Source organism: Empedobacter sp. GD03739, assembly GCF_029843245.1.
In the GTDB taxonomy this organism is placed as follows: domain Bacteria; phylum Bacteroidota; class Bacteroidia; order Flavobacteriales; family Weeksellaceae; genus Empedobacter; species Empedobacter falsenii_B.
This window is the reverse complement of record NZ_JAOCHX010000043.1, coordinates 1-25,920: the sequence shown is the minus strand read 5'-3', so window position 1 is coordinate 25,920 and position 25,920 is coordinate 1. Positions and strand designations below refer to the sequence as shown.

The window sequence follows — 25,920 nt, the reverse complement described above, 5'->3', positions numbered from 1 at the left end:
TAATGTCTTTTATAAAGAAGTAATTTAGTAATCTAAATATTTTGAGTAATTACTATCTCTAAATAAATCGAAATGGAGGAGAAAATTATAGCTTTTTTATTGAACAAGAAATTGAAATTGGTTAGGCAAATCATATTTCTACTATTTTTCTTCATTTTCTTGTATTGCTCAGGATTTTACATCAGATTTCCCAAAGAAGACCGTATTTATTGGTTTGTTAGCGTGTACACTTTTTTTGTCATCATGTTTTACATCAACACCTATTATTTGGTTCCTAAATTTTTGGACAGAAAATACCTGACCTATTTCTCACTTTTAATCTGTTTAGTTATTGTAACCCTAAGTATTGTACTTTTAACCAATCGATATATCCTACATTTAAATACTCCAAAAGGTGAATTCTTTATGCTACAGCCAATCTATGGAATTTTTACTTCGATTAGTTTTATCATGATTACAACAACAACAAGATTAGCGCAGAATTGGATTATTGATAAAGAGAAGATTATCGAACTAGAAAAACTAACGCATAAAATGGAATTAGCGGAATTAAAAAACCAAATTAATCCTCATTTTTTATTTAATAATTTGAATAGTGTAAAAGCTCTAATCAGAAAAAATCCCGAAGAAGCTGTGAATACAGTTGTGAAGTTGTCAGAATTTCTGCGTTTTCAATTGTATGAAAATCGAAACAATAAAAACAATTTGTGTCAAGAGATTTTATTTCTTACCAATTATTTGGAATTAGAGCAAAAAAGACGGGACGATTTCACAGTAAAAATCAACAATACAATTAATTCGGAATCACTTAACCGACGTTTAATTCCTTCAAACTTATTTACCGTTTTTATCGAAAATGCAGTTAAACATAGTGTCGATGTAAATGATGATCCGTCTTATATCAATATTAATTTTAGCATAACAAATCTTATGTTGCATTTTGAATGTAGCAATTCTATCTGTCCAGATTTTAAAATTTCTGATACAAAAAATAAAGGAATCGGGCTTACGAATATCAAAAGAAGATTAGAACTTTTATATGGTGATAACTACGAATTGAAGCTAAATAAGAAAGAAAAAGAATTTGTTGTCACTTTAAATCTGCCTTTATGAAATGTATTATAATTGATGATGAACCTCTTGCTCGCGAGCAATTATCGGAGGAACTAAATGGTTTTGAATCTATTGAGATCATTGGGAGTTTTGGTAACGCAACCAAAGCACTTGATTTCACTAAAAACAATCACGTCGATTTAGTTTTTTTGGATATTGAGATGCCATCCATAAATGGTCTCGAACTCGCAAAACAATTGCCTACGAATACATTATTTATTTTTACGACGGCTTATCCACAGTTTGCGATTGATGGCTACGAGTTAGATGCGATAGATTATTTATTGAAACCTATTTCGCAAGAACGGCTAAAAAAAGCGATTTCAAAAGCAGAATTATTGCATCAATTATTATCAGATAACACCATAAAATCAACAATTGAATCTAATTCAGAGCAGTTTATGTTTATCAAAGCAGACCGAAGATTTCATAAACTAAATTTTGAGGATATTACGCATATCGAAGCGTTGAAAGATTATGTTATTATTTATACAGACAAGCAAAAGTTGATAACGGCTATGAATCTAAAAACGATACATACAAAACTTCCAAATACAAGCTTTTACAGAGTAAGCAAATCATATATTGTAAACAAGAATCATATCACTTCTTTTGATTATAACACGTTGTACATCGATGATGTTGCGATTGCAATAGGTTCTACTTATCGTAAATTATTTTTTGATAATTATGGCGAAGGTTATATAAAAATGGAGGATTAAAAAATGTCTTTCTTTATTCAATATGAGTTTTGAATATTCTGTATTTTAATTATTAAATCATTGTTGTTAGATATACTCCCCTATATCAAAATCATCAAGACTTTTCTTTAAAATAAAAGAATTGCATTCTGATTTATCAGAAGCCATGCTGCAAGGCTAACTTCAAGTACATTTAGGTTATTCCAAAAAATGAGAAAAGTGATAATCCAAATGCACGTAATGGTACAACTTCAAAACGTTTAAAAGCTAATATGGAGAATCTACGATAGATGTTCCACAAGATCATAAAGAGAGCTATGAGCCAATTATTGTTCCTAAACATCAATCCAAATATGATTCATATTAGTATTCATCAAATATAATAAATTATGAAAATAAAACTGAAGCATAAAAAAAAAGACGTTATGCAAAAAATATGCATAAACGTCTTTTAACTTGTTGATCATCAATTAATCTTGAGGTTCCTAGCGGATTCGAACCGCTGTGGACGGTTTTGCAGACCGCTACCTAGCCTCTCGGTCAAGGAACCATTCCCGTTGTTTTGGATTGCAAATATAGCAATAATTTCAGAAAAAAAAAGTTTAATACGATTTTTCTAAAATAACACTCACTTTTTCTACATGCCCACCAATAGGAGGATTCAGCTTTGATAATTTTACTTTTGCATACGTGACATTCGTAAGTTCTTGACCTATACGATCTAACACTCTTTTACAAACATGTTCCAAAAGTTTTGAACGTATACCTACTTCTTCCTTCACAATTTTATTTAACGAAACATAATCCAAAGCATCAACCAATTCATCCGATTCTGTTGCTTTCGTAAAGTCTGCATGCGCTTCCAAATCAACCAAATAATCAGAACCAATGCGCGCTTCTTCATCTAAACATCCATGATTCGAATATATTTTTATATTTTCTAAAATAATTACTCCCATAGTCCAAAGATAAAAAAAGACTTGCGTATTTCTACACAAGTCTTGTATTGTTTAATTTTTTAAACCTTATTATTTAGCAGATGCAAATCTTTCAGCAACTTTATCCCAGTTAATTACAGAGAAGAAAGCCTCGATATAATCAGGACGACGGTTTTGGTAATTTAAGTAATAAGCATGTTCCCAAACATCTAATCCTAAAACTGGAAATCCTTGTACATCAGCAACAGGCATCAAAGTAGAATCTTGATTTGGAGTTGATGTTACAACTAATTTTCCATCTTTTACGATTAACCAAGCCCATCCAGAACCAAAGCGTGTTGCAGCAGCTTTAGAAAACTCATCTTTGAAAGCTTCAAAAGATCCAAAAGCAGCGTTAATTGCATCAGCAACTTCTGCAGTTGGTTGATTAGCACCACCTGGAGTTAAAATTTCCCAGAATAAATTGTGATTATAGAAACCACCACCATTGTTACGAACAGCTGGTTTGTCAGTTCCTTTTGCTAAAATTTCTTCGATTGTAGCATTTGCTAAATCAGTTCCTTCAATAGCAGCATTCAAGTTATTTGTGTACGCAGCATGGTGTTTGTCATGGTGAATTTCCATTGTTTTTGCGTCAATATGAGGTTCTAATGCATCAAATGCATAAGGTAATTTTGCTAATTCAAAAGCCATAATATTTATTTTTTAGATTTAATTTTCTTGTATAAAGATACACAATAACTCAACAAATATGATTCCGAAATGATAGAATTTTAACATTATTTAATAGTAAAAGCTTATTTTAGTAAAAGATTCTAAATTTTTGAAATGAAAATACTTTGGAAAATAATAAAATGGTTCATCATAATCATTTGTGTATTAATCCTAATTCTTTATGCAACAGGGAATGACTACATTTTTCGTGGCGTAAAATTAACCTATATGAAAGGTGAAAGCACTGCAAATATCAACGATCACAAAGATTTTGATAACAATGTAATTTTGGCAGATGCACCGCGAGTTTGGCATCAACATTTAGATTATAATCAATTTTCGCTGTCAGCTAATTTCGAAAAGGAGATGAACGATTTCGGAACTGCTGGGTTAGTTATTATAAAAGATAATCAAATTTTGAGCGAATATTATTTCAATGGATATGCGCAAAATGATATTACCAATTCTTTTTCGATGGCGAAAACATTCACGACAATGATGTTAGGAAAAGCGATTGAACAAGGTTATATCAAAGGTTTAGATCAAAAAATAACAGATTTTATTCCCGAATTTAAAAACGATAAATTTGGAGCTGAATGCACCGTTGGTGATTTATCTGCGATGACTTCTGGTTATGATTGGGACGAAGATTATTATTTTCCTCTAAATCCTACTGCAAAAGCATATTATGGCGATGATATCGTTAAACAAATGTTAGCTCGAAAATTTGTTTCTCAACCAGGAGGCCATTTCAAATATCAATCGAGTGACACACAATTATTAGGAATTGTGATTGAACGCGCGTTAAAAAATAAATCGTTATCACAATATTTTCAAGAAGAATTTTGGCAACCAATGGGTATGGAATTAGATGCGCAATGGTCGAAAGATAATCCGAAAGGAATGGAGAAAACCTATTGTTGCTTCAATGCGACAGCGCGAGATTTTGCCAAACTTGGACAATTATTATTGAATGATGGAAATTGGTACGGAAAACAAATTTTGGATTCAGCATTTGTTCAGAAAATGGTTTTACCAAACAAAAAAGCGTTTGGACCAAATGAACCACAAATTTATGGTTATTCAGTTTGGATGGATTACAATTACAAAACGCCTTTTTATGCAATGTTAGGACATTTGGGACAACGTATCATTGTAATTCCTTCAGAAAAATTAGTTGTTGTTCGAACTGGAAAAACGCATAATGATCAACCAAATAATCGTCCAATTGCAGATGGCGATGTTTACCGATTGGTAAACGAAGCGATGCGAATTAATCAAAAAGTGAAAGAAAATGATCCAACGAATTCCTTACAGTAAAATTTTATTTTTAGATATCGAAACGGTTCCACAAACCGATGATTGGAATCTTTTGTCTGAAAGAACACAAGCGCTTTGGGAAAAGAAAACGGCTTATCAACGCAATAATAATGAAATTTCTCCTGAAGAATTTTACCACGAACGCGCTGGAATTATGGCTGAATTTGGGAAAATAGTTTGTATTTCGGTCGGAATTGTGGTCAAAGATTCTTTTATTCATATCAAAAGTTTTTATGGACATGATGAAAAGAAATTGTTAGAAGATTTTAATTCAATGTTGATTGAAAACTTTTTTAAACCTGATCATATTTTATGTGCACACAACGGAAAAGAATTCGATTTTCCGTACATCGCTCGCCGAATGATGATTAATCAAATTGAAATTCCAGCTATTTTGCAATTATTTGGTAAAAAACCGTGGGAAGTTCAGCATTTAGACACAATGGAATTATGGAAATTTGGCGATTATAAGAACTTTACATCGTTAGATTTATTGGCAAATGTTTTCGAAATACCAACACCAAAAGATGATATTGATGGTTCGCAAGTTGCACGTGTATATTACGATGAAAACAATGTCGAACGCATCAAAGATTATTGCGAAAAAGATGTTGTAACCTTGATTAACGTTTTTCGTAAAATGCGCTACGATCAACCTTTACAACGAAAAGAAGATTTATAAAAACAAAAAAATCCGCTAATGAGCGGATTTTTTATTCTATATTTTCTAATGATTAATTTTCATCATCTTCGGCTGAATCTGGTTCATCGCGAAAGTTTTCAATCAATTCATCTTTCACTTTCAATTGAACTTGCTCAACAGAATTTCGGTACATTTTGATAATTGTTCCTGTATATTCTTCCAAATCAATCAAATCTCCTTCCGTTAATTCTTTATCAGGATAACATTCAGAAATCAATCCAGCCAACGTATCATAATGTTCACTTTCTTCGAATCTAAACGGTACTAAACGATTAATATCGCTTATCGCGTTGTGTGCATTTATATTATAAACACCTTCAGAAACACGAGAAACTATCGGATCTTCGTTATCATATTCGTCTTGAATTTCTCCAACCAACTCCTCCAAAATATCTTCCATCGAAACAATTCCTGCAACTTCACCAACTTCATTTGTTACAATTGCAATTTGCATATGTTTTTTCTGAAATTGTTTCATTACATTCTTAATCAATGCATTTTCTGAGATAAAAATTGGCTCTCGCAACAATCCTTCAATTTCAGTTTGATTTGGATTTTCCAATAATTGCTTGATTAAATCCTTAGCGTAAATGATACCTTTTATATTATCAAATTCTTCTTCGTAAACAGGATAACGCGAATAACCTTCATTAATCGCATAATCTAACGCATCTTTTACAGAAGTATTAATATTAATTGCAGAAACATTTTTACGTAATGTTTGAATATTCATCACTCGACGATCATCAAACTCAAACACATTTTGAATTAAATTACGCTCAGATTCTTCAATTGCTCCACCTTCAGAACTTTCTGTAATAATCATTTTCAACTCTTCTTCTGTGTGAATTTCACCTCCATGAATAGGATGAATTCCAATCGCACGAAGAATTACATTTGCCAAACCATTCATTAAAACAATAAGAGGTTTGAAAACAAAATAAAATGCACGAAGAGGCCAAGCTACTGTAAAAGTAGTTTTTGTTGGATACTGAATCGCAATAGATTTCGGCGCTAACTCACCAAAAACAATGTGCAAAATAGTAATGATAACGAAAGCTGCTGGGAATGCAACATTATGCGCAATCGCTGTCCAAGAAGGAGAAGTTAAACCAACTACTTCAAAAAGTTTTACGATTACAGGTGTTAAAGAGCTTTCTCCAACCCAACCAAGACCAAGCGAAGCTAATGTAATACCTAATTGTGTTGCGGCAAGATAAGAATCTAAATGATTAACGATTCGTTTTGCAGCATTTGAAGTTCTTTCGTTAATATCTTGATTAACTTCAATTTGTGACGAACGTACTTTTACAATTGCAAACTCGGCTGCAACGAAAAAACCATTTAATAAAACAAGGAAAATTGTAAGCAAAAGTTTTGCTACAGAAATTTCATCGGCGACATTGTGATTAGCGACTAAAAACAATGTCGAAATCTGGGAGTATGTATCCATTCTTCGAATTTAAAAAACTGACTTGTTATAAGTTTTTATAAGTCAGTAAATCAATACATCTAAATTAATAAAAAAAATTAAAAATCACAACGTTTTGATTCGTAGCAAAATTACAAAATTTATAAATACAAAATCTTAGAAATTATTGATTCGAGAAAATGATTAAAAAAATCACTAAATTTCCACTTCATTTACCAAGCAACAATTTGCCATGCAAAAGCAAGATTTACATTATATTATCGAGGTCAAAAATTTATCGATTTCTTTTGGAGATAAACAAGTTTTGAATAACATCAATTTCAAAGTAGAACAAGGTGATACATTAGGAATTGTTGGAGAATCTGGCTCAGGAAAGTCGTTAACTTCATTGGCAATTATGGGTTTATTGTCTCCTAATGCAATTATTCATCCCAAAAGTGAAATTCTTTTTCGTCAAGATGATAAAATGATAGATTTGCTTAAACTTTCGCCTAAAGAACTGGAAAAAATAAGAGGAAATGAAATCGGAATGATTTTTCAAGAACCAATGACTTCTCTAAATCCAAGTTTACGTTGCGGGGAACAAGTGGAAGAAGCGATTCGTTTGCATCAAAATTTATCGAAAGAAGAAGCTAAAAAGAAAGTTCTTCATCTTTTTGAACAAGTAAAATTACCAAATCCCGAACGTATTTATAAAGCCTATCCGCACGAATTATCTGGCGGACAAAAGCAACGTGTAATGATAGCAATGGCGATTTCTTGCGAGCCGAAATTATTGATTGCGGATGAACCTACAACAGCTTTGGACGTTACGGTGCAAAAAGCGACGTTAGATTTATTGAAAGAATTACAAGAAAAAAATAACATGAGCATGTTGTTTATTTCTCACGATTTGGGTGTAATTGCAAATGTTTGCGAAGAAATTTTGGTGATGTTTCGTGGTGATGTTGTAGAACAAGGAAATGTTGAAACTATTTTTAATCATCCGAAAGAAAATTATACAAAAGGTTTAATTGCTTGTCGACCTCGATTGGATGAACGCGCAAAACGTTTACCTACGGTGAAAGATTTCTTAGGAAATCCAAATTTCAAAACTGAAATCTATACAGAAGAAGAACGCGAAGCTTTTCACGAAAAAATTTATGCAAATCCTCCAATTTTAGAGGTTAAGAACTTGAAGAAATATTTCTATCCTTCGACTCTATTTGGAAACGCTACAATCCCGAATGTAAAAGCTGTCGATGATATCTCGTTCAAAGTTTATCCAGGTGAAACAATGGGCTTGGTTGGCGAATCGGGTTCTGGAAAAACAACCTTGAGTAGAACGGTTTTGTTATTAGAAAAACCAACTGCCGGCGAAATTTATTATAATGGTATAGATATTACGAAACTGAAAAAAGAGGAAATTCGTAAATTAAGAAGAGAAATTCAGATTATTTTCCAAGACCCATATTCAAGTTTAAATCCTCGCCAAACCGTTGCGCAAATTATTACAGAACCAATGCAAGTGCATAAAATTGGTCAGAATAAAGCTGAGCGATTAAAAACGGCTTCATCTCTTTTACAAAAAGTGGGTTTATCAGATCAAGATTTGAACAAATATCCGCACGAATTCTCTGGTGGGCAACGTCAACGTATCGGGATTGCTCGTGCTTTGGCTTTAAATCCTAAATTTATCATTTGTGATGAATCTGTTTCTGCGTTGGATGTTTCTGTTCAGGCGCAAGTCTTGAATTTATTAAATGATTTGAAAACAGAGTTTAGTTTTACCTATATATTTATTTCGCACGATTTGGCGGTTGTAAAATATATGAGTGATCAATTATTGGTCATGCAACACGGAGAAATGAAAGAATTGAACGATGCAGACAAGGTTTATGCGCATCCGATAACAAACTATACCAAAGAATTGATAGAAGCAATTCCAAAGCTATAAAAGGATCCTTTATAAAAGCAAAAAGCGTTTGAAGTTTATTTCCTCAAACGCCTTTTTATTGATCGCAATAAATCAATATAAACTAAACTATTTCAAAATAAAAAAAGCATCCAAATCTGAATGCTTTTTAGTAGTCCCTAGGGGAATCGAACCCCTCTTTCTAGAATGAAAATCTAGTGTCCTAACCGATAGACGAAGGGACCTCCTTTCGTATTATTGTGGTGCAAAAATAAACGTTTATTTTTTATTACCAAACAATTTTCGAAAATTTTATACTATTTTTTTAATCAAGTCAAATTGTAGTCCCTAGGGGAATCGAACCCCTCTTTCTAGAATGAAAATCTAGTGTCCTAACCGATAGACGAAGGGACCACTTAATATGAATTAATTAATTCGAATATTATTTATTTTGAATGAACGTCATTTTGTGTTGGGAGTTGTAGAAAAGTCGATGTATAATTCTAATAATTTGAACCAAGTTGAATTATACAGCGACATTTTCATTCCCGATTAATCATCTAAACATTATGATTAACCTTTACAAACAAAACACAAAAAACAATTTCCTTTACACAGTATTCTACTGGTTGTTTAAAAAATCAACAACTATGAACAAGGAAAAAAAAGATTGCAATAATGCAATCCATCTATTAATTTGTAGTCCCTAGGGGAATCGAACCCCTCTTTCTAGAATGAAAATCTAGTGTCCTAACCGATAGACGAAGGGACCACTTTTATTTTATTAAGCTAATCCCGCAATATGTTTCGCTAACTTTGATTTTAAGTTTGAAGCTTTATTCTTGTGAATAATGTTTCTTTTTGCTAACTTATCAATCATTGAAGAAACTTTTGGAAAAACTGTTTCTGCTTCATTTTTATCAGACTCAGATCTTAAAGCTTTAATAGCTGTACGAGCTGATTTGTGATAATATTTATTACGATCGCGTCTTACCGCTGATTGTCTAATTCTTTTTAATGCTGACTTATGATTTGCCATAACTTAAATCTCTTTCTATTTTAGTTCGGCAAAGATATAAACAAATATTTTATCTCGCCAAATTAATTTAATAATTTTCTAAAACACTTTTATGTAGCCCATAGGAGAATCGAACTCCTGTTTCCAGGATGAAAACCTGATGTCCTAACCACTAGACGAATGGGCCGCATGACGGCTTAACCACTTGTTGTGAAAAGCGAGTGCAAATGTAGAACAATTTTTTGGACTTCCAAATATATTTAAAAGTTTTTTTGAATATGTTTTTGTTAAAAAATGTTAAGGAAGTTAATATTTTGTCAAAACAACTCTTATATATAATGAGTTATAATTTTAACAATTACTTTAGCGGTGCTATTAAAATTTATACAAACGAATACTCAATATATGAAAGCATCGATATTAGGTGTAGCTGCAGTGGTTTGCACGATGTTTATTACATCATGTTCATCTTTAACACCAGTTAGTGAAGCTACAGAATATTCTTCGAGAAGTTTCGTACCGAAACCAAGAGCTATTGAAGCTCAAGCTAAAATTATCAATAAACATGCCAATTTAGATGTTACACCAATAGAAATTAACGATGAAGCGAAATCTATGGTTGTGTTAAACAGCGTTTTAGAAGAAACGAATGAATTGTTTGCAGGGTTTTTATTAAAAGAAGCAGAAACGTATATTGGTACACCTTACCGATACGGAGGCACAACAAGAAGTGGTATTGATTGTTCTGCCTTTGTTAGAAACGTTTTCGAGACTTTCAATAAAAATTTACCTCGTGTATCTGCTGATCAGGCAAGAGAAGGCTTTACAGTTAGTACAGACGAAGCAAAAGAAGGAGATTTAGTTTTCTTTGCAACAAGAGGTCGTGGTAGAGTTTCGCATGTAGGAATTGTTCATGGAAGAAATAAAGATGGAGTTTTAGAATTTATTCATTCATCTACTTCTCAAGGTGTTATGGTATCTTCTTTGAATGATAGATATTGGGGACCAAAATTCTTATACGTAAAAAGAATATTATAATAATAGTATAATTTCATTATCATAAAAAAAAGCATCAAGATTACTTGATGCTTTTTTTGTCTTATTTTTTATTTTCGATGTTCTCTCAAAATCATCACAAACAATACAATTAATGGAACAATCATTCCTAAAATATAATATGTATTGATTTGTAAAATAGTTGGGTAAAATAATATTGCAGATAATAATCCCACAATTGCTCCACCTAAATGCGCTGAATGTCCGATGTTCCCTAAATTAGTTTTCATTCCATAAACTGAATATCCTAAATATAAGATCCCGAAAATCCAGGCTGGAATTGGTAAAGCAAAAAATAATCTTAATTCCATTTCAGGAAAAGCTGCAATTGCAGCGAATAAAACCCCTGTCACTCCACCAGAAGCTCCTACTGCCGAATAAAAAGTTTCTTTCTTGTGAATCAACAAAGACAAAATATTTCCGCCAATAACCGCTGCAAAAAAAACTAAAAGAAACATTCCGTAACCTACATTTAGTTTAGCATTCGAAAAGTCTCCTAATAAAAATCCTTCTGGACTTGCAAAAAAACCGATAACAGGATTCGCAAAAAAGTAAAGAGTTAACATATTGAATAACAAATGAGTAAAATCAACATGTAAAAATCCTGAACTTAAAATTCTATAGTATTCCTTATTATATAATATCGACCCTACTTGGAATTTATATTTTTCAAAAAAAGCTAAATCGTTAAAACCTTTCCAACTTACCAAAACATTCAATCCAATAACGACTAATGCCACAATAGAGATGTCTCCCATTATTCTTCTATATTTTCTTCTTCATTATTATCCTCCTCAATCGCATCAAATAGCGTCGGCTGCGGCTCTTCTTCTGACTCCTCCTCTTCTTCTGGTTCTTCGAATGGAAGCGGTTCTAACACATTAATCTGTTTTAATTTATATGTCGTCAATTGATTTCCTTGCGCTTTAATTCCTTTAACTGTAATAAATTCTTCTAAATTTATCACTTCTGGTTCTTTTTCTAAACCTTTTACTTTCGGGAAAATCAACTCAATAACTGGTAAATAATCTGTCGAAACAACTTTTATTGATGATTTACCATCTTCTAACGTATAAAAAGTTTGTGGAGAAAATGTATCTTCTAAAAGGAAACGTTTCACAAAATAACGATCTTTTTCTGCATCATAATACACGCAAGAAATCGGTTTTGCAGGTTTCCATTTCTCGATAATTTCTAAATCTTCGTCAAAACGATTACTCAAATCAAACGAAACCAATTTTGCTTCACCTTTTTTATTAATCGTTAAAATTTTATCATCACCCTTAAAAGAACCTAATAAAATCCCCAATCCATCTGCATTTAGGCGTTTTGTATCCGTATCAAACCAAATTTGACGAGGTGCTAAAGTCGAAACTCCTTCCTCTTTCAATTCTACTTTTTTGATTGGATATTTTGTTACTAAATTTCCTTTTGATGCACGACCTTTAATCGCTAAATCAGCAAAATTAATATCAAATTTTAATTTTTTGATTCGTTGATGAGTTTTTAAAATAATTGATACAACTTCGGCTTCTCCATTTGGATTTGCTGAAAAATACAACACTTCCGAACCTTTATTACCAGCCGTTAAATCATATTCTTTATCGCGAGTAATTCCCGTTACAGCAAAACGTTTTTGATAAGCCGGACCATTTTTACCATCGCGATAAATCAAGTTATAAATGGTACGTTTATCATTTTTATGCCAAATTCCAACATGAATAATTCCTTTTCCAACAAAAGTTTTTGCATCAACTTTTGTCACAATCATCGAACCATCATGTTTGAAAACCACAATATCATCAATATCAGAACACTCGAATAAATACTCGTCTTTTTTCAATGAAGTTCCGATAAAACCTTCGTTTCTATCCACATAAAAACGTGTATTTGCAACGGCAACTTTTGTCGCATCAATCGTATCAAATGTTCTAATTTCTGTTTTACGTTCTTTTCCTTTTCCGTATTTTGTCTTTAGGTTTTTGAAATAATCGATCGCATAATCAATCAAATTTGCTAAATGATGTTTTACATTCTCGATTTTATCTTCTAATGATTCAATAAATTGTTGTGCTTTATCTAAATCAAATTTTGAAATACGTTTGATTCGAATTTCTGTTAAACGCGTAATATCTTCTTCCGTAACTGGACGAATTAAATGCGCAATATGTGGCTTCAGCCCTTTATCAATCGCAGAAATTACACCTTCCCATGTTTCTTCTTCTTCGATATCGTGATAAATTCTATTCTCGATAAAAATTCGTTCCAACGAAGAAAAATGCCATTGTTCTTGCAGTTCATCTAACTCAATTTCTAACTCTTTTTTCAACAATTCAACTGTATTGTTTGTATTGTGAATTAAAATTTCAGAAACTGTTAAAAATTCTGGTGTTTGTCCATTAATCACACACGCATTTGGCGAAATAGAAATCTCGCAATCCGTGAATGCATACAATGCATCAATTGTTTTGTCTGGACTACTTCCTGGAACAAGATGAATTAAAATCTCAACTTCAGCCGCTGTATTATCTTCAATCTTTTTGATCTTGATTTTACCTTTATCATTGGCTTTCAAAACCGAATCAATCAAAGATCCTGTCGTTGTTCCGTACGGAATTTCAGTGATTTTTAGCGTCGTTTTATCTTCTTGCAAAATCTTTGCACGAATACGCACTTTACCTCCACGTAATCCATCATTATAATCGGAAACATCAACCAAACCAGAAGTTAAAAAATCTGGGAAAATTTGAAATTTCTTTCCTTTCAGATGTAAAATTGACGCATCAATTAACTCATTGAAATTATGCGGTAAAATCTTTGTTGACAAACCAACTGCAATCCCTTCTACTCCTTGTGCCAAAAGCAAAGGAAATTTGATTGGAAGATCAATTGGTTCTTTATTTCGACCATCATAAGATGGTTGCCATTTTGTAGTTTTTGGATTATAGACAACTTCTAACGCAAATTTAGTTAATCGAGCTTCGATATAACGCGACGCAGCTGCTCGGTCACCAGTATAGATATTTCCCCAGTTTCCTTGCATATCGATCAACAATTCTTTTTGACCAATTTGAACCATTGCATCAGAAATCGCCATATCACCATGCGGGTGATATTTCATCGTATTTCCTACAATGTTCGCAACTTTGTTATATCGTCCGTCTTCCAACTCGCGCATTGAATGTAAAATTCTACGCTGAACTGGTTTCAACCCATCATAAATAGATGGAATTGCTCGTTCTAAAATTACATAAGAGGCATAGTCAAGAAACCATTCTTGGTACATACCAGAAACCTTCTTGATGCTCTCTTGATTGTCTTGCATCATGTTAAATAGCTACTTCTACATTGTTTTTGACCATACAATTAGACTCCACAAATTTGTCTAATTCAGTCAAAATAATATTAATATTTCGGTTAGAAATGAATGCTAAACGAAATTTGACTTTTGTTAAATTGGTAGGATTCTTTTTACTGTTAATATAAAAGACAACGTTTTTTGAAAGAATTCCTTTCTGAAAATCGTATTTGATCAATTTATACTTCGGTAAATCGATTTTGTTCGTTTTTGAATCTAAGAAGGATAAAAATCCAACATTCTTCGTTTCAAAAGTTATGGTTTCACCTTTTGTGTCTATCGCAAAAAATTGATTTCCACTTTTATAGCTTACATAAATAAACAACGCTATAAAAATTGCAACAACATAAGGTGGTATTATGTGATACTTGTAAGGTAAAATACCAGCATACATAATAAGGTTTAGAATGATTAAAATAACGATGGTGAAATTTAGCATTTTAAAGAGCTGTATCACATTTTTATTATTCTTCTTCATATTTATAAAATAGGTGTTTAGGTTAGATAGAAAGTAAGTTTTTTATATAATATTCTAATTTTTAATAGCTTCTACAGCCAAATTGTTAATAATAAATTCTTGTCTTGTTGGTGTATTTTTTCCCATGTAAAATTCTAAAAGACTTTCGATGGTTTGATCTTTTCCAATCATTACTGGTTCTAAACGAATATCTTTTCCGATAAAATGTTTGAACTCATCTGGCGAAATTTCACCTAATCCTTTGAATCGTGTAATCTCTGGATTTTTAACTTCTTCCAACGCTTTTATACGTTCTGGTTCAGAATAACAATAACGTGTTTCCTTCTTGTTTCTCACACGAAAAAGTGGTGTTTGCAAAATATACAAATGTCCCTCTTTGATCAATTCTGGGAAAAATTGTAAGAAAAATGTAATAATCAACAAACGAATGTGCATTCCATCGACGTCAGCATCAGTTGCAATTACAACATTATTGTAACGTAAATCTTCTAATCCTTCTTCGATGTTTAATGCCGCTTGTAAAAGATTAAATTCTTCGTTTTCATAAACAATTTTCTTTGTCAAACCGTATGAATTCAACGGTTTTCCTCTCAAACTAAAAACCGCTTGCGTTTCTACACTTCTACTTTTGGTAATCGATCCACTTGCCGAATCTCCCTCGGTAATAAAAATAGTTGTATCTAAACGTAATTCAGCTTTCGGATCATTATAATGTTGACGACAATCGCGCAATTTCTTGTTATGTAAACTAACTTTTTTGGCGCGATCACGCGCTAATTTTCGAATTCCAGAAAGCTCTTTTCGTTCCGTTTCTGATTGTTTAATCTTGCGTTCTAATGCTTGCGCAACTTCTGTATTTTTATGTAAAAAGTTGTCAAGATTCGTTTTGATAAAATCATTTACAAACGTGCGAACCGTTGTCATTCCTGGTCCAATTTCATTCGAACCAAGTTTAGTTTTTGTTTGCGATTCAAAAACTGGCTCAATTACTTTGATCGAAATTGCTCCAATAATTGATTTTCTAATATCCGCAGGATCATAATTTTTATTATAAAATTCGCGAACAGTTTTCACAACAGCCTCTTTAAAAGCTGTTAAATGTGTTCCTCCTTGCGTTGTATTTTGACCATTCACAAAAGAATAATACGTTTCCGAATATGATTTCGAGCTGTGCGTCATCGCAATTTCGATATCTTCTCCTTTCAAATGGATGATATCATAAATTGTTTCTTCCTCGATATTATCATTCAATAAATCTTTCAATCCGTCTTTCGAAAAGAATTCTTCTCCATTGAAAATAATTTTCAATCCTGGATTTAAGTAAACATAGTTTTTCAACATTTTGTCTACATATTCTTTTCTGAATTTAAAATTCAAGAAAATCGATTTATCTGGGATAAATGTAATTTTAGTTCCTTTTCGTAAAGATGTTTCTTTTTCATCTTCTTGATTTGCTAAAATCCCTTGCTCAAACTCTGCAATACGTGTTTTTCCATCTCGAATAGATTGCACTCGAAACGATGTTGACAACGCATTTACAGCTTTTGTACCAACACCATTTAAACCAACCGATTTTTTGAAAGCTTGTGAATCATATTTACCACCTGTATTCATCTTAGAAACGGCGTCAACCATTTTTCCAAGCGGAATTCCACGTCCATAATCACGAACCGTTACCTCATCTTCGCGCAGATTAATTTCGATTGTTTTTCCTGCACCCATCACAAATTCATCGATACAGTTATCTACAATCTCCTTCAACAAAATATAAATTCCATCATCTTGAGACGAACCATCTCCCAGCTTCCCAATATACATCCCAGGTCGCATGCGAATATGTTCGCGCCAATCAAGGGTTTTGATATTGTCTTCCGTATAATTTACTTGTTGATCTAATTCTGACATTTGAGTTGTTGAGTGTTAAACGAGTTTTACAAAAATAAGAAAAAATTTCCTAAAAATATTAAGGTTCATTGTTTTGATTTTGAGCAAAAACGACCTAATTTACCAATATGATAAAATCTAAACTACCCAATGTTTCGACAACCATTTTTTCGGTAATGAGTCAATTGGCAAATGAACATCAAGCGATTAATTTAGCGCAAGGTTTTCCTGACTTTAATGCAGATTCTGAATTAATTAGTCGTTTAAATTATTATTCAACACAAAATTACAATCAGTACGCGCCAATGACTGGCGTCGAAAAATTGCGTGTATTACTTTCAGAAAAATATTCTAATCTTTATCAATCTGATTACGATTTTCAGAATGAAATTAACATTACGAGTGGTGCAAGTCAAGCGATTTTTAATGTTGTTTCTACATTAATTCATCCAAATGATGAAGTAATTATTTTTGAACCTGCTTACGATTTATATCAACCAACGGTTGAATTATTTGGAGGAAAAATTGTTCCAATTCAGCTAAAATATCCTGAATATTCTATCGATTTTGAAGAATTGAAGAAAAAAATTAATGATAAAACGAAATTGATTATCGTTAATAATCCGAATAATCCAACTGGAAAAATTTTATCCGAAAATGATTTAAAACAATTTGAACAAATCCTAAAAGATTCAAATTGTTATTTGCTTGCAGATGAAGTTTATGAGCACATTACATTTGATGGAAAATCGCATCAAAGTTTTGCAAAATTAAAATCAGTAAAAGACAAGATTTTCATCGTAGGTTCTTTCGGAAAATTATTTCACATAACTGGTTGGAAAATCGGTTATATTTTAGCCGAAAAAGAATTGATGAAAGAGTTTAGAAAATGTCACCAATTCAATACTTTTTCTACGCATACACCATCACAATATGCAATTGCAGATTATTTAGAAAAACCTGATCATTACTTGCATTTGAATGATTTTTTTCAACAAAAAAGAGATTTATTTGTTAAAGGTTTAGCTTCAACAAATTTTGAAGTTTTGCCTTGCGAAGGAACTTATTTTGTAAGTGCAAATTATGCTAAAATAAGTGATTTATCTGATGATGAGTTTGCAAAACAGTTAACCATCAAAAATAAAGTTGCGACAATACCAATTTCAGCATTTTACCATGATAAAACAGATAACAAAGTAATCCGATTTTGTTTTGCTAAAAAGGATGAAACACTTTTAATGGCTTTAGAAAATTTGAAAAGTTTGTAGAAAAATAAAAGCTCAATCTTTCGATTGAGCTTTTTATATAGATATAATTTAAATCTTAAACATTAAACAAGAAATGCATAATATCACCATCTTGTACGATGTACGCTTTTCCTTCTACGTTTAATTTTCCTGCTTCACGACATTTAGATTCTGATCCGTATGTAATAAAATCCTCAAATTTGATTACCTCTGCACGAATAAATCCTTTCTCGAAATCGGTATGAATAACTCCAGCCGCTTGTGGTCCTGTAGAACCTTTTTTGATTGTCCAAGCACGAACTTCTTTTACACCTGCTGTGAAATAAGTTTCTAAATCTAACAATGTATAAGCAGAACGAATCAAACGATTAACTCCTGGCTCTTCTAATCCTAATTCTTCCAAGAAAATTTGACGCTCATCAAACGTTTCTAACTCGTTGATATCAGCTTCTATTTGTGCCGCTAAAATTAACACTTCTGCGTGTTCATCTTTTACAGCTTCTTTCACTTTTTCTACCCATTCGTTTCCGTCTTTTGCAGCAGACTCGTCTACATTACATAAGTACAAAACTGGTTTAGAAGTAATCAATTGTAACGAATCTACAATTTCTTGCTCTTTTTCGTCCAAATCCATTTCACGAACATTTTTCAACTCTTCTAAATGAGCGATTACAGCTGTTAAAACTTCTACAACTTTTTGTTCGTCTTTATTTCCCGCTTTTGCTGCTTTTTTAGATTTATCGATACGTTTTGTAACTGTATCCAAATCTTTCAATTGCAACTCAATATCAATTGTTTCTTTATCACGCAATGGATTAATAGAACCATCAACATGTGTAATATTTTCGTTTTCGAAACAACGTAAAACGTGAATAATTGCATTACACTCGCGGATATTTCCTAAAAATTGATTTCCTAAACCTTCTCCCTTACTTGCTCCTTTTACTAAACCAGCAATATCTACAATTTCTACAACCGCAGGCACAACGCGCTCTGGATTTACAATTGCTTCTAACTGATTTAGACGAGTATCTGGTACAGAAACTGTTCCTACATTTGGTTCAATTGTACAGAAAGGATAATTTGCCGATTGCGCCTTTGCATTCGACAAACAGTTAAATAAAGTAGATTTACCAACATTAGGCAATCCAACAATTCCACATTTCATATATGTTGTCTCTTTTTTAATGATTGAATATTAGAACGATGTTCTAATAATTTTGTGCAAAGATAATGATTTCCATTAAATTTATTTAACCGAAGAAACTCTGTTCAATTTTATATTTAATACATTTCCAGAATATGATTTCATTTCACCATAAAAACAATCGCAAGTCGCATTATAAGTTAAATCATAATAATTAGAAGTTTTATCAAGATTTATTTTTCTGAATTTGAGTTGAGGAAAATTAAACACAACAGAATCTGTCACATCTTTTTCATAATCGTCATGAAAATCAAATTCTATTTTTAATTTTGATTTATTTCTTGAAACATCCATAATCGCATCACTTTTCGACAAAGGAACTTCTACCACTTTCGATTTATAATCCAAAAAATCTTGTTTCCATTTTCCTTCAATTGTTTTTATGTTATTGGGTACGCAACTTGTGAGAAATAGCAAAAAGATAAATACTAAAAAATGTTTCATAAGTGTTAATTTTTTATTGAAAATACAATTATTTATTTACATTTACTTAAATACTTATTACAATGAAATTAAAAGCCTTAATCGTAAGTTTTATGATTGCTTTCGCAGGAATCGTAAACGCGCAAACAGCAACAGAAATATTAACAAAAGCTCAAAACCAAGCGAAGGTTGAAAATAAAAATGTCTTTTTAATTTTTCATGCTTCTTGGTGCGGATGGTGTAAAAAGATGGAAAAAAATATGGACGATCCAGCTGTGAAACCATATTTTGATGCGAATTATGTCAAAACATTTATTACTGTACAAGAACGTGCAGAGAAGAAAAATTTAGAAACTCCTGGTGGAGATGCTGTCAATGAGAAATTAGGTGGTAAAAATCAAGGTTTGCCTTTTTGGGTAATTTTAGATTCGACTGGAAAAGTTTTAGAAGATTCTCGCGTAAATGGAGAAAATCTTGGTGGTCCAGCTTCTGAAGAAGAAGTAAATCACTTGATTGCAAAACTTGAAAAAACAACGAAAAACGATAAAGTTGATCCAGAAAAAATCAAAGAAGTTTTTATCTTGAAAAAGAAATAATTCACAAAAAAATCCGCTCAATGGGCGGATTTTTTTTTATTGTGTTAAAACATGAAAAGCTTCTTCCAAGTTTTTATATTGTCCTTTAAATTCTTCTATCGGTTGATCGGCTACAATTTTTCCTTTATTCAAGAGGATTACACGCGAACAAAGCGCTTCTACTTCTTGCATAATATGTGTCGAAAGTATCACCGTTTTTTCTTTTCCAATTTCTTTAATTACCTCTCTAATTTCAATAATTTGATTTGGATCCAAACCATTTGTAGGCTCATCTAAAATTAAAATTTCTGGGCTAGAAATAATCGCTTGCGCCAATCCAACACGCTGTTTATATCCTTTAGATAATTGATGAATTTTCTTATGTTTTTCTGGTGATAAACCTACTTTTTCAATGACTTCATCAATTTTTGATTTAGGCACATTTCGAATATTTGTTACAAATTCCAAATACTCTCTTACATACATATCCATGTACAATGGATTATTTTCTTGCAAAAATCCAATCAACTTTTTCGATTCAATTGGTTGCGTCGAAACATTAAAATCATTCACAGAAATTTCACCAGAATCTGCATTTATTGCATTGGTAATACTTTTCATCAATGTCGATTTTCCTGCTCCATTTGGTCCAAGTAAGCCAACAACTTCGCCATTATTTATAGAAAACGAAACTTTGTCTAAAGCCATCTGTTCACCGTATTTTTTTACTAAATCTGTAATGATTATTCCCATTTGATGAAAAATTTTCGATAAAATTAGCAAAAAAGATTTGGATAACTGAAAAATTATTTTTTAGATTTGTAGAACAATTAGAAAAACGAAATGGCAACATTCAATTATTTTAACGCATTCTTTTTTTACTTTTTTGGATATTATCCAGGAGAGCAGGGACTGCGTTGTCAAAATTGATTGTTAACATTCATAATAAGATAATATAAAGTCCCGCAATTTGTGGGACTTTTTTTGTGGAAAAAAATGAAAAATAGAGTTGCAATACAAGGTTACATTGGTTCATATCATCACGAAGCTGCCAATAATTATTTAGGAAATGACATCGAAATTGTAGAATGCGACACATTCAAAACTTTAGCAAAGTCGCTTGCAAAGGGAAAAGTTGAAAAAGCAATCATGGCAATTGAAAACACAATTGCTGGGGCAATTTTACCAAACTATGCATTGCTAACGAAATATAATTTGAAAGTTGTTGGAGAAATTTATTTATCAATTCAACATCAATTGATGGTAAAAAAAGGACAAACTTTAGATGATATAAAAGAAGTTCGTTCGCACCAAATGGCATTGTTACAATGTGATAAGTTCCTTGAAAAACATCCAACATGGCGCGTTGTAAATGATATCGACACTGCATTAACAGCCAAAGATATTATTGAGCAAGATTTGAATGATGTTGCTGCAATTGCCTCAAGAAAAGCGGCAGAAGTATATGGATTAGACATTTTAGCTTCAAGTATTCAGACGTTTCAAGATAATTTTACTCGCTTTTTTGTATTGCAACGCGAGCACAACGATTACGAAGATTTCAATAAAGTTTCGATGCGTTTTTCTGTTCCACATAAAGCTGGTGCTTTAGTAGATGTATTAAATCAAATTGCAGAATGTGGAATAAATATGGACAAAATACAATCTGTTCCGATTATTGAAAAACCTTGGGAATACTCTTTCCATATTGACATTACGTTCGAGCAAAAAGAACAATATTATGAATTGCTTGGAAAAATTGCAAGAAAGTTAACGGATTTAGAAATATTAGGCGAATATAAACTGGGGAAAAAATGATAGCAGAAGCCCAACGATTACAAAGTGTTCAAGAATATTATTTCTCGAAAAAATTACAAGAAATAGCGAACATGAAAACCGACATTCCAATCATTTCATTAGGAATTGGAAGTCCAGATTTACAACCTCATCCAGATGTGATCGAGGAATTAATCAAAAGTTCACGAAACGGAATCAATGGCTATCAAAGTTATCGCGGAATTCCAGAACTGCGCGAAGCAATGGCAAGTTTTTACAAAAACAAATTTGATGTAGACGCCAATCCTTCAACAGAAATTTTGCCACTTATGGGCTCTAAAGAAGGAATTATGCACATTTCGATGGCATTTTTGAATGAAGGTGATAAAGTTTTAATTCCAAATCCTGGATATCCAACTTATTCATCTGTTACAGAATTAGTGCAAGCAGAACCTTTATTCTACGATTTGAAAAATGAAAATGATTGGCTTCCAGATTTTGATCAGTTAGAAAAATTAGCCGAGCAAAAACCAAAAATTATGTGGCTCAATTATCCACATATGCCAACCGGAGCCAAAGCCCCAAAAGACGTTCTTAGAAAATTAGTAGAGTTTGCAACTCGTCACAATATCTTAATCGTAAATGATAATCCGTATAGTTTTATTTTGAACGATGAACCGACAAGCATCTTAGGAATTGAAGGTGCAAAAGATGTTTGTATCGAACTGAATTCATTAAGCAAAACCTTTAACATTGCAGGTTGGCGAGTAGGAATGGTGATTGGAAAAGAAAGTTTTATTAATTCTATTCTAAAAGTAAAGTCAAATATGGATTCGGGAATGAATTTTGCGATACAAAAAGCCGCGACAAAAGCTCTTTTAGTTGATGATTCTTGGTACGATGAATTAACAAAAATTTACGCAGAAAGACGAAGAATCATTTGGGAAATCGCTGATATTTTAAATGTAAAATATAATCCCAATGCGGCAGGAATGTTTATTTGGGCTAAGCTTCCGGAAGGAAAAGATGATAAAGAATTTATTGATGAAATTTTATACGATAAAAAAGTATTTATCACACCAGGAAGTATTTTCGGAAGCAATGGTGAAGGATTTATTCGATTCTCACTTTGCGCACCCGTCGAGAAGTTGATTGAAGTAAAGAAAAGATTAGAAGCATGAAAACAATTTCAGTAATCGGTTTAGGATTAATCGGAGGTTCGTTTGCTTTAGCACTAAAAAAAGTTGGTGTTGCCGAAAAAATAATCGGTGTTGATCAAAATATTGAACATCAAATACAAGCTTTAGAATTAGGAATTGTAGATGAAATTGCTCATTTGAATGAAGCGCTTTCTCAATCAGATTTAGTTGTAATTGCAGTTCCAATTAATTCAATTCAAAATGTTTTACCAGAAATTTTAGATCAAATTAATGATAAAACAATTGTGATGGACATGGGATCAACAAAAGCTGGAATTTGTAAAAAAGTGGCAAATCACCCCAAAAGAAAACAATTTGTTGCTACACATCCAATCGCAGGAACGGAAAATTCTGGACCAAAAGCTGCTTTTCCTGAATTGTTTTTAAACAAAGTTGCGATTTTATGTGATGTTGAACAAAGCGAAAAAGAAGCGGTAAAAAAAGTGAGAAAAATTTATCAATCGCTTTGGATGAATGTCAAAACCATGACTTCGGAGGCACATGATGCACACATTGCGTACGTTTCTCATCTTTCGCACATTACGTCTTTCGCTTTGGGGCAAACGGTTTTGGAAGAAGAAAAAAATGAAGATGCAATTTTTGACATGGCTGGATCTGGTTTCGAATCTACGGTTCGTTTGGCAAAAAGTTCACCAGATATGTGGACGCCAATTTTGATTCAGAATCGAGAAAATTTACTCAATGCTATTGATGCTTATCAAACTCAAATTTCTAAAATCAGAAAAATGATCGAAGAAAAAGATGCCGAAGATATTCATCAATATTTAAAAAACACAAACGACATACGTCGAATATTAAATAAATAATTACTCTCAAATAAAATAAATATTAAATCTTAAATTTGTAAATGTTATGGAAAATAATAACTGGATAAAAGAATACGACAAACCAATGATTATCGCTGGACCTTGTAGTGCAGAAAGTGAAAAACAAATGATGACAATCGCTGAAGATTTGGACAAAGATTATGTGCAAGTTTTCCGCGCAGGAATTTGGAAGCCTCGTACAAAACCAAACTGTTTCGAAGGAGTTGGAGCAATCGGATTAAACTGGTTGAAAAAAGTAAAAGACGAATTCGGAATGAAAATCGCAACTGAAATTGCTAATGCAAATCACGCAAAATTAGCGTTAGAATATGATGTTGACGTTCTTTGGATTGGCGCGCGTTCTACGGTAAACCCTTTTACAGTACAAGAAATTGCAGAAGCTTTACGAGGAACAGATAAAACTGTTTTGGTTAAAAATCCTGTAAACCCAGATTTAGATTTATGGATTGGTGCTTTGGAGCGTTTAGAAGGTCAAGGAATCAAAAACTTAGGTGCTATTCACCGTGGTTTCTCAACGTACAAAAAGACAAAATACCGTAACAATCCGCAATGGCAAATTGCATTAGATTTCAAAAATAAATTGCCAAACGTGCCAATTATTTGTGATCCATCACACATTTGTGGAAACAGAACAGGATTATTTGATGTCGCGCAACAAGCCTTCAACTTCGAATACAATGGATTGATGATCGAAACGCATAACAATCCTGATGAAGCTTGGTCTGATGCAGCGCAACAAGTAACACCAGCTCGTTTATTAGAAATCTTGAAAGATTTAGAAATTCGTGTTTCTGATGATCCAGATGCAATTTACAAAACTGGAATTCAAAATTTACGTCATCAAATTGATGAATTAGATAATTCTATTTTAGATGCGATTGCTCAACGTATGAAAGTTGCAAACTCTATCGGAGAATTAAAAAAAGAACATAATGTGGCAGTTTTTCAGCCAGATCGTTGGAAACAAATCAAAGATAATTCTGTAAAAGCAGGAGTCTCTTTAGGTTTATCTGAGGATTTTGTTGACAAATTATTGCAAGCAATTCACCAAGAATCTGTTGCGCAACAAAACCAAATTATGGTAAAAAAAGAAGAAAAAATTTAAACAATATTGAAAGGAATTGTCATAAAATCTACTGGTAGTTGGTATCATCTTTTAACCGAAGATGGTACAACTTATCAGGCAAGAATTAGAGGAAAATTTAGAATAGCCAATATCAAACATACCAATCCAATTGCTGTTGGAGACGAGGTTGAGTTTGAGATTGACAAAGATGATATTGCTGTCATTACAAAAATTCATGATCGCAAAAATTACATCATTCGAAAATCTGTTAATCTATCCAAAAAAACGCACATTATTGCATCTAACATTGACGTTGCTTTTTTGGTTGTAACGCTTTCTAATCCCAAAACTTCGTTTGGTTTTATTGACCGTTTTTTGATTACTGCCGAGGCTTATCACATTCCCGTTGTGATTTTATTTAATAAAATGGATTCGTACACGGAAGATGAAATGGCTGAGTTAGAAATTTATAAATCAATTTACAATTCTATCGGTTACGAAAGTCTTGATATTTCTGCTGAAACAGGACTAAATTTAGACCTTGTAAAAAACCGAATGAAAGATAAAGTGAGTTTGGTTTCGGGACATTCTGGCGTTGGAAAGTCAACGTTGTTGAATACTTTAAATCCTGATTTGAACCTAAAAACGCACGAAGTTTCTGATTTTAATAGCAAAGGACAACATACCACAACTTTTGCACAGATGTACGAATGGCCTTTTGGAGGTTTCATTATCGATACGCCTGGAATTAAAGAATTTGGTTTGGTTCATATCGACAAAACCGAATTACAAGGTTATTTTCCTGAAATTTTAGAATTGAAACACAATTGTAAATTTGATAATTGTATTCATGTTAACGAGCCAAAATGTGCTGTGCGTGATGCAGTAGAAAATGGAGAAATCGCAGTTTCTCGCTACGAAAATTATCTTACTTTTTTAGAAGAAGATATTTATACCGAAAAATAATAAA

General features: G+C 32.3%; 24 protein-coding genes and 5 tRNA genes. 13 read left to right on the top strand and 16 right to left on the bottom strand.

Features of this window, described 5'->3' with window-relative positions; translation table 11 throughout:
* Positions 1-405 precede the first annotated feature (405 nt).
* Entirely contained in the window at positions 406-1,113 is a 708-nt protein-coding gene (locus N5E64_RS12680) for a sensor histidine kinase (protein ID WP_280037824.1), read from the top strand.
* Positions 1,110-1,835 (top strand): LytTR family DNA-binding domain-containing protein, encoded by a 726-nt coding sequence (locus tag N5E64_RS12675; protein ID WP_280037822.1) that lies wholly within the window; start codon positions 1,110-1,112, stop codon positions 1,833-1,835. Before N5E64_RS12680 ends, N5E64_RS12675 begins: the two co-directional genes overlap by 4 nt.
* 458 nt (positions 1,836-2,293) lie before the next feature.
* Here N5E64_RS12675 and N5E64_RS12665 read toward each other — a convergent pair.
* From N5E64_RS12665 to N5E64_RS12655, 3 genes are all read right to left on the bottom strand, one after another.
* Positions 2,294-2,364: transfer RNA gene (locus tag N5E64_RS12665), tRNA-Cys, on the bottom strand.
* A 52-nt stretch (positions 2,365-2,416) separates the two neighbouring features.
* Positions 2,417-2,773, bottom strand: coding sequence for a dihydroneopterin aldolase (gene folB, locus N5E64_RS12660; protein ID WP_038334989.1), 357 nt, complete (start codon positions 2,771-2,773; stop codon positions 2,417-2,419).
* Positions 2,774-2,842: 69 nt separating this feature from the next.
* Complete coding sequence (locus N5E64_RS12655; RefSeq protein WP_038334988.1) at positions 2,843-3,445, bottom strand: superoxide dismutase; 603 nt, start codon at positions 3,443-3,445, stop codon at positions 2,843-2,845.
* Between the two features lie 135 nt (positions 3,446-3,580).
* On the opposite strand from N5E64_RS12655, the gene N5E64_RS12650 reads away from it, so the two are divergent.
* Positions 3,581-4,786 (top strand): serine hydrolase, encoded by a 1,206-nt coding sequence (locus N5E64_RS12650; RefSeq protein ID WP_280037821.1) that lies wholly within the window; start codon positions 3,581-3,583, stop codon positions 4,784-4,786.
* Positions 4,761-5,468 (top strand): 3'-5' exonuclease, encoded by a 708-nt coding sequence (locus tag N5E64_RS12645; RefSeq protein WP_038334981.1) that lies wholly within the window; start codon positions 4,761-4,763, stop codon positions 5,466-5,468. The genes N5E64_RS12650 and N5E64_RS12645 overlap by 26 nt, the downstream gene beginning before the upstream one ends.
* 52 nt (positions 5,469-5,520) lie before the next feature.
* On the opposite strand, the gene N5E64_RS12640 is transcribed toward N5E64_RS12645, so the two are convergent.
* Positions 5,521-6,942: a hemolysin family protein gene (locus tag N5E64_RS12640; RefSeq protein ID WP_114998216.1), complete on the bottom strand. Its 1,422-nt coding sequence runs from the start codon at positions 6,940-6,942 to the stop codon at positions 5,521-5,523.
* A gap of 178 nt (positions 6,943-7,120) precedes the next feature.
* On the opposite strand from N5E64_RS12640, the gene N5E64_RS12635 reads away from it, so the two are divergent.
* A complete protein-coding gene (locus N5E64_RS12635; protein WP_280037826.1) occupies positions 7,121-8,857 on the top strand; it encodes an ABC transporter ATP-binding protein in 1,737 nt (578 codons plus the stop codon).
* A gap of 131 nt (positions 8,858-8,988) precedes the next feature.
* Here N5E64_RS12635 and N5E64_RS12630 read toward each other — a convergent pair.
* From N5E64_RS12630 to N5E64_RS12610, 5 genes are all read right to left on the bottom strand, one after another.
* A tRNA-Glu gene (locus tag N5E64_RS12630) sits at positions 8,989-9,060 on the bottom strand.
* Positions 9,061-9,157: 97 nt separating this feature from the next.
* A tRNA-Glu gene (locus N5E64_RS12625) sits at positions 9,158-9,229 on the bottom strand.
* Between the two features lie 286 nt (positions 9,230-9,515).
* Positions 9,516-9,587 (bottom strand) — tRNA-Glu (locus tag N5E64_RS12620).
* 12 nt (positions 9,588-9,599) lie between these two features.
* The gene (gene rpsT, locus N5E64_RS12615; RefSeq protein WP_038334974.1) at positions 9,600-9,854 is read right to left on the bottom strand and encodes a 30S ribosomal protein S20; all 255 of its coding nucleotides are present in this window, start codon (positions 9,852-9,854) and stop codon (positions 9,600-9,602) included.
* A 94-nt stretch (positions 9,855-9,948) separates the two neighbouring features.
* Positions 9,949-10,020: transfer RNA gene (locus N5E64_RS12610), tRNA-Glu, on the bottom strand.
* Between the two features lie 218 nt (positions 10,021-10,238).
* Between N5E64_RS12610 and N5E64_RS12605 the strand changes: the two genes are divergently transcribed.
* Positions 10,239-10,871 carry a C40 family peptidase gene (locus tag N5E64_RS12605; RefSeq protein WP_038334971.1) on the top strand — a complete coding sequence of 211 codons (633 nt, stop codon included), beginning with the start codon at positions 10,239-10,241 and terminating at the stop codon, positions 10,869-10,871.
* A gap of 68 nt (positions 10,872-10,939) precedes the next feature.
* On the opposite strand, the gene N5E64_RS12600 is transcribed toward N5E64_RS12605, so the two are convergent.
* Genes N5E64_RS12600 through N5E64_RS12585 form a run of 4 tightly spaced genes read right to left on the bottom strand, consistent with a single transcriptional unit; the run spans position 10,940 to position 16,630 of the window.
* Positions 10,940-11,647 (bottom strand): rhomboid family intramembrane serine protease, encoded by a 708-nt coding sequence (locus N5E64_RS12600; protein ID WP_280037820.1) that lies wholly within the window; start codon positions 11,645-11,647, stop codon positions 10,940-10,942.
* Positions 11,647-14,214, bottom strand: coding sequence for a DNA gyrase/topoisomerase IV subunit A (locus tag N5E64_RS12595; RefSeq protein WP_280037825.1), 2,568 nt, complete (start codon positions 14,212-14,214; stop codon positions 11,647-11,649). The genes N5E64_RS12600 and N5E64_RS12595 overlap by 1 nt, the downstream gene beginning before the upstream one ends.
* Before the next feature lie 4 nt (positions 14,215-14,218).
* Complete coding sequence (locus tag N5E64_RS12590) at positions 14,219-14,725, bottom strand: hypothetical protein (protein WP_280037819.1); 507 nt, start codon at positions 14,723-14,725, stop codon at positions 14,219-14,221.
* A gap of 54 nt (positions 14,726-14,779) precedes the next feature.
* A complete protein-coding gene (locus tag N5E64_RS12585; protein ID WP_125348938.1) occupies positions 14,780-16,630 on the bottom strand; it encodes a DNA topoisomerase IV subunit B in 1,851 nt (616 codons plus the stop codon).
* 107 nt (positions 16,631-16,737) lie between these two features.
* On the opposite strand from N5E64_RS12585, the gene N5E64_RS12580 reads away from it, so the two are divergent.
* Entirely contained in the window at positions 16,738-17,877 is a 1,140-nt protein-coding gene (locus tag N5E64_RS12580; protein ID WP_114998290.1) for a methionine aminotransferase, read from the top strand.
* A gap of 55 nt (positions 17,878-17,932) precedes the next feature.
* Here N5E64_RS12580 and ychF read toward each other — a convergent pair whose 3' ends face one another.
* Entirely contained in the window at positions 17,933-19,024 is a 1,092-nt protein-coding gene (gene ychF, locus N5E64_RS12575; protein ID WP_125348936.1) for a redox-regulated ATPase YchF, read from the bottom strand.
* A gap of 81 nt (positions 19,025-19,105) precedes the next feature.
* Positions 19,106-19,507, bottom strand: coding sequence for a hypothetical protein (locus N5E64_RS12570; protein WP_280037818.1), 402 nt, complete (start codon positions 19,505-19,507; stop codon positions 19,106-19,108).
* Positions 19,508-19,569: 62 nt separating this feature from the next.
* Between N5E64_RS12570 and N5E64_RS12565 the strand changes: the two genes are divergently transcribed.
* Entirely contained in the window at positions 19,570-20,082 is a 513-nt protein-coding gene (locus N5E64_RS12565; RefSeq protein WP_125348934.1) for a thioredoxin family protein, read from the top strand.
* Positions 20,083-20,118: 36 nt separating this feature from the next.
* Here the strand turns inward: N5E64_RS12565 and N5E64_RS12560 are convergent, their stop codons facing one another.
* A complete protein-coding gene (locus N5E64_RS12560; RefSeq protein WP_280037817.1) occupies positions 20,119-20,814 on the bottom strand; it encodes an ABC transporter ATP-binding protein in 696 nt (231 codons plus the stop codon).
* A gap of 243 nt (positions 20,815-21,057) precedes the next feature.
* Here N5E64_RS12560 and N5E64_RS12555 point away from each other — a divergent pair, with 243 nt between their 5' ends.
* The 5 genes from N5E64_RS12555 to rsgA are packed head-to-tail and all read left to right on the top strand — an operon-like array spanning position 21,058 to position 25,916.
* A complete protein-coding gene (locus N5E64_RS12555; protein ID WP_280037816.1) occupies positions 21,058-21,879 on the top strand; it encodes a prephenate dehydratase in 822 nt (273 codons plus the stop codon).
* Positions 21,876-23,018: a pyridoxal phosphate-dependent aminotransferase gene (locus N5E64_RS12550; protein ID WP_280037815.1), complete on the top strand. Its 1,143-nt coding sequence runs from the start codon at positions 21,876-21,878 to the stop codon at positions 23,016-23,018. The genes N5E64_RS12555 and N5E64_RS12550 overlap by 4 nt, the downstream gene beginning before the upstream one ends.
* On the top strand, positions 23,015-23,863 hold the full coding sequence (locus N5E64_RS12545) for a prephenate dehydrogenase (protein ID WP_125348930.1): 849 nt from the start codon (positions 23,015-23,017) through the stop codon (positions 23,861-23,863). The genes N5E64_RS12550 and N5E64_RS12545 overlap by 4 nt, the downstream gene beginning before the upstream one ends.
* Positions 23,864-23,909: 46 nt before the next feature.
* Positions 23,910-24,989: a bifunctional 3-deoxy-7-phosphoheptulonate synthase/chorismate mutase type II gene (locus N5E64_RS12540; RefSeq protein WP_280037813.1), complete on the top strand. Its 1,080-nt coding sequence runs from the start codon at positions 23,910-23,912 to the stop codon at positions 24,987-24,989.
* 6 nt (positions 24,990-24,995) lie between these two features.
* Positions 24,996-25,916 carry a ribosome small subunit-dependent GTPase A gene (gene rsgA / locus N5E64_RS12535; protein ID WP_280037812.1) on the top strand — a complete coding sequence of 307 codons (921 nt, stop codon included), beginning with the start codon at positions 24,996-24,998 and terminating at the stop codon, positions 25,914-25,916.
* Positions 25,917-25,920: the final 4 nt, after the last annotated feature.